This window comes from Acinetobacter stercoris (assembly GCF_900323515.1).
GTDB classification, from domain to species: domain Bacteria; phylum Pseudomonadota; class Gammaproteobacteria; order Pseudomonadales; family Moraxellaceae; genus Acinetobacter; species Acinetobacter stercoris.
Genome location: NZ_OOGT01000309.1, coordinates 1 through 2,850, shown reverse-complemented (window position 1 = coordinate 2,850; position 2,850 = coordinate 1). Strand labels below are relative to the sequence as shown.

The following is a 2,850-nucleotide window of genomic DNA, read 5'->3' as shown; positions in this document are numbered from 1 at the left end:
CTTATTATTAATAAAATAAGTTATATAACAAGTTTTCACTGGTTTAATAAGTGAATTTTCAATAAATTAAAAAAGTAAATAAATTAATTAATGTAAAGGATTATGAAATGATAAAAGTCGATCATCTCTATGAAAATCAGTTTATAGCAGGGCAATGGGTAAAAGGGAAATCTCATAAAATCATAGAAAATTTAAATCCTTATACACAAGAAGAAATTATGCAGATTCAGGCTGCCAATACGGACGATGTGGATAACGCATATCAGGCTGCTTCTACTGCATTTAAAGATTGGTCAAAAACAGCGGTAGATCTCAGAGTAGATATTTGTCATAAAGTGTTGGCTATTATTCAGGCACGCCGTGAAGAAATTGTAGATTTATTAATTTCAGAGTCAGGAAGTACACGTTTAAAGGCAAATATTGAAGTGGATGCTGCTCTAGGGATTATTCAGGAAGCATCTACATATCCGACCAGAATGCAAGATGAAACATTACAAGCAGCTTCACCTGATCAGCAAAGTCGGGTCTTCAGGCAGGCTTTGGGAGTTATTGCAGTCATTAGCCCTTGGAATTTTCCATTTCATTTGAGTATGCGCTCAGTGATTACCGCAATTGCAATCGGAAATACAGTTGTTTTAAAACCATCAAGTGATACACCTATTACTGGAGGTTTATTACTTGGAAAGATTTTTGAGGAAGCTGGTATTCCTTTAGGTGTATTGAATGTTGTTGCCGGAGCAGGAAGCGAGATAGGAGATTATTTTGTAGAACATGAAACTCCAAAATTAATATCATTTACTGGATCGACAAAGGTAGGAAAACATGTAGGTCAGCTAGCAATAGCAAGCCGTAATTTAAAACGTTTGGCACTTGAACTTGGTGGAAATGCTCCATTAGTTATTCTGGATGATGCAGATATTGATCAATCTGTAGATATTGCCGTGATGGGACGTTTCCTTCATCAAGGACAAATATGCATGAGTACGAATCGTATTATTGTAGACGAGAAGGTACATGATATTTTTGTGGAGAAACTTTTACAAAAAATTTCTTCTTTAAAAGTTGGTGATCCAAGTGTGATGGGCACAATCGTTGGCCCCATTATTAATCAGCAACAAATAAGCAGTATCAAATCTATTATTGATAAGGGACAAAAAGATGGAGCTAAGCTTATATTGAGTGGTGAAATAGATGGGAATATCATTCCTCCACACGTTTTTACTGAAGTGGATCCAAATTCATCGCTTGCAAGAGATGAAAGCTTTGGTCCAGTATTGCCTATAATCAAGGCAAGCAATGAAGAACATGCTTTAAAATTAGCTAATGATACTGAATATGGTCTATCAAGTGCTGTATGCACGCAGAACTATGAACGGGGTATTCGTTTTGCCCGAGGAATAGAAGCTGGAATGACACATATCAATGATATTACTGTAGACGATCAACCAAATGCTCCGTTTGGAGGGGAGAAAAATTCTGGATTAGGACGTTTCAATGGTCATTGGCTATTAGAAGAATTTACTCGAACTCATTGGGTAACCATCCAAAAAGTACCTAAAAATTATCCAATTTAGCAATATTTTATCAAGCATCATGATTTTGTTATGATGCTTGTAAATACAGCCAACCCCATAATTATGTGTGCAAATTTTAAACCACTTACTATATTGCAGATAAAACAGCTTGGATTACCTTTACTAACATCTGAGTATCCTGAAGAAGTTTATCCAGGTTTCCAGACACCCTTACTGTTTAAATCTAAGCAGGGAGTAGAATGGCGTTTGGTTAACTTCGGTTTGATTCCTAAATGGGCTGAAGATAAGGAAATCGCAAAGCGTACCTATAATGCCAGAAACGAAACACTAGTGAGTAAACCAAGTTTTAGAGAAGCTTTTAATAAATGTCAGTTTGGAGTTATTCCAGTAAACGAATTTTATGAAACTAAATATATTAATGGAAAACCACAGCGCTGGAGCGTGCGTAGAAAAGATGGACAAGCATTTTACATCGCAGCGTTATATGAAATAGCTAGGATTCAAAATGAAATTATTCGTTCGGCAACGATGATCAGCATGGATGCACATGAACATCCGATGATGAAGGAATTCCATGAACCAAGAACAGATAAACGTTCTGTTATAGTGATACCCCATGAGAGGTTGGATGAATGGCTCTCATTACGACAACCAGACATCAGTTCTTTTATACAAGGTTTTCCTGTAGAAGAGTTTGAATGTAACTATTCGCCTAAATTAAAGAACAAGGCAGACTCTTCTCAGTTAAATTTTTTTGACTAATGAGAAAGATTCTTAAAAATATGCTTTAAACTTTCCATAAGCTTTTCAATTTGCAAAGGCGTTAAACCTTCGAAAGATTGTTCTAAAACAACAGCCATCAAATCATTAATTTTCACTGTCATTTTTTTACCAGTTTCAGTCAATTTTACACGAGTAATACGGGCATCGTTTGGACAAGAATAAGTTTCAACATATCCTTCGTCCTTTAAACGATACACAATTTTCGTAGTGGTTGACATTTTTGAAACAATCATTTCTGAAAGTTCAGAAACACTTGCATCTGGTTTGGTCTCTAAAGCCACAAGAACTCTTCTTCTTGAATTATCAACCCCGAACTTTTTTAAAACGTGATCCACATTTAAAACGTATTGCGCATGAACCTGCGTAATCCAATAAAATGGAAAGTTTTCAAGATTGAAATCTTCAGCGGATGGAAGAAATTTGGCATATTTTTTGGTCATAAACATAGTCCCAATATTTTTTTAATTATTGCAAAGCAAAACAAAAAAAGTTAAAGCAAATAAATGAATCAATATGTGATCATTATAATAAC

At 35.2% G+C, this 2,850-nt stretch carries 3 protein-coding genes; 2 read left to right on the top strand and 1 reads right to left on the bottom strand.

Annotated features, from left to right (window positions below; genetic code table 11):
- The first annotated feature begins 107 nt into the window (after positions 1-107).
- Both KPC_RS18850 and KPC_RS18845 read left to right on the top strand, forming a co-directional pair.
- Positions 108-1,574: an aldehyde dehydrogenase family protein gene (locus KPC_RS18850; protein WP_121975858.1), complete on the top strand. Its 1,467-nt coding sequence runs from the start codon at positions 108-110 to the stop codon at positions 1,572-1,574.
- A 63-nt stretch (positions 1,575-1,637) separates the two neighbouring features.
- Positions 1,638-2,297 carry an SOS response-associated peptidase gene (locus tag KPC_RS18845; protein ID WP_121975859.1) on the top strand — a complete coding sequence of 220 codons (660 nt, stop codon included), beginning with the start codon at positions 1,638-1,640 and terminating at the stop codon, positions 2,295-2,297.
- On the opposite strand, the gene KPC_RS18840 is transcribed toward KPC_RS18845, so the two are convergent.
- Positions 2,294-2,758 (bottom strand): MarR family winged helix-turn-helix transcriptional regulator, encoded by a 465-nt coding sequence (locus KPC_RS18840; RefSeq protein ID WP_121975857.1) that lies wholly within the window; start codon positions 2,756-2,758, stop codon positions 2,294-2,296. The genes KPC_RS18845 and KPC_RS18840 overlap by 4 nt on opposite strands.
- Positions 2,759-2,850: the final 92 nt, after the last annotated feature.